This window comes from Dietzia aerolata (assembly GCF_014144865.1).
In the GTDB taxonomy this organism is placed as follows: Bacteria; Actinomycetota; Actinomycetes; order Mycobacteriales; family Mycobacteriaceae; genus Dietzia; species Dietzia aerolata.
Genome location: NZ_JAALDM010000087.1, coordinates 1 through 1,660, shown reverse-complemented (window position 1 = coordinate 1,660; position 1,660 = coordinate 1). Strand labels below are relative to the sequence as shown.

General features: G+C 68.7%; 2 protein-coding genes. One reads left to right on the top strand and one right to left on the bottom strand.

Going from position 1 to position 1,660, the window contains the following annotated elements; all coding sequences use genetic code 11:
- Window positions 1-90: 90 nt before the first annotated feature.
- Window positions 91-402: a WhiB family transcriptional regulator gene (locus G6016_RS06265; protein WP_241729841.1), complete on the bottom strand. Its 312-nt coding sequence runs from the start codon at window positions 400-402 to the stop codon at window positions 91-93.
- 362 nt (window positions 403-764) lie between these two features.
- Between G6016_RS06265 and G6016_RS06260 the strand changes: the two genes are divergently transcribed.
- Window positions 765-1,660: 2-phospho-L-lactate transferase CofD family protein (locus tag G6016_RS06260; RefSeq protein ID WP_182631822.1), on the top strand; the 896-nt coding region annotated here is incomplete at its 3' end.

Genomic DNA, 1,660 nt, shown 5'->3' with positions numbered 1-1,660 from the left:
GGGCAGCCAAATGACATCTGACCGCCCCGGGGGACGGTCAGGCAGATGGGGCCGGAGCGCCTCCGGCCGGATAACTCGCTCGGCAGCGAATCACATCGCGGCCTCGCGCTTGATCCGACGCCGCTCTCGTTCGGAGAGTCCGCCCCAGATGCCGAATCGCTCGTCGTTGGCCAGTGCGTACTCAAGGCACTCGGCCTTGACCTCGCAGCCGGTACAGATCTTCTTGGCCTCCCGGGTCGAGCCGCCCTTCTCTGGGAAGAACGCCTCGGGATCCGTCTGAGCACAGAGAGCCCGGTCCTGCCAGCTCTCCTCCTCGTCCTCGACGAACAGGCCGGGTACGCCGAGGTCGACCAAGGCCAGGTCGGGTCCTGCCACGGGGCGTGCCTGTCGATCCACGGTCATCCCTTCGTCTTGAGCTGCATGCGCATGGTGGAGTGCAATGGTGGTTGGGTTTTGTGTGTGGCCATTCGCCGATCAGCGGCGAACGGGGCTTACTTCCGGCCACCCGCCAGGGAATGACACACCTGTGATTACACACATGCAAGCCCGTGAGGTCAAGCGAAATCGGAGATACCTAGCATTTCTCACAGACTTCCCACCTTTCGAACACGCCGAAAATAGTGTGTCGTAGAACACTCTTGTTGCGCATGGGGTTTATGGGGTTCGCCCCGGCGGAGCCTCTGCCGGGCGACTGACCGAAGCCGACGGGGCCACCGACCCACGCGGTCGGGCCACCGCGGACTGGTCAACTACCCTGGGACGCTGTGAGGATCTGTGTTCTGGCCGGTGGCGTCGGTGGCGCCCGTTTCCTGCTCGGCGCCCGGCGCCTTCTCGGACTGGACGAGGTGGCCGCCCGCGCGGACTCCCCGCACCAGATCGACGCCGTGGTCAATGTCGGCGACGACGCCTGGATGCACGGCGTCCGCATCTGCCCCGACCTCGACACCTGTATGTACACCCTCGGCGGCGGCATCGACCCCGACCGCGGCTGGGGCCACGCCGGCGAGACCTGGAACGCCCGCGACGAGCTCGCCGCCTACGGCGTCCAGCCGGACTGGTTCGGCCTCGGCGACAAGGACCTCGCCACCCACCTGGTCCGCACCCAGATGCTGGGCGCCGGCTACCGACTCACCGACGTGACTGAAGCCCTGTCCACCCGCTGGGCCCCCGGCGTGCGCCTGCTGCCCGTGACCGACGAGCGCTGCGAGACGCACGTCGTGGTCAACGACTCCCCCGCCGATGCCGCTAATGCCGCCGCGTCCCCCGCCGATGCCGCCAGGTCCGGAGCCGAGGAGGAGACTCCGGCCGGCCCGCGCGCCATCCACTTCCAGGAATGGTGGGTCAAGCACAAGGCGCAGCTGCCCGCGTCCGGCTTCGTCAACATCGGCGCCGATCAAGCACGTCCCACCCCGGAGGTGCTCGAGGCGATCGAGAATGCTGACGTCGTCGTCGTCGCCCCTTCCAACCCCGTGGTCTCCGTCGGCGCGATCCTCGCGGTGCCCGGCATCCGCGCCGCGCTGCGTTCCACCTCGGCGCCGGTCGTGGGGATCAGCCCCGTGATCGGCGGCGCGGTCCTGCGCGGCATGGCCGATGCGTGCCTCACGGCGATCGGCGTGGAGACCGACGCGCTCGCCGTCGCGCGGCACTACGGCGCGCGGTC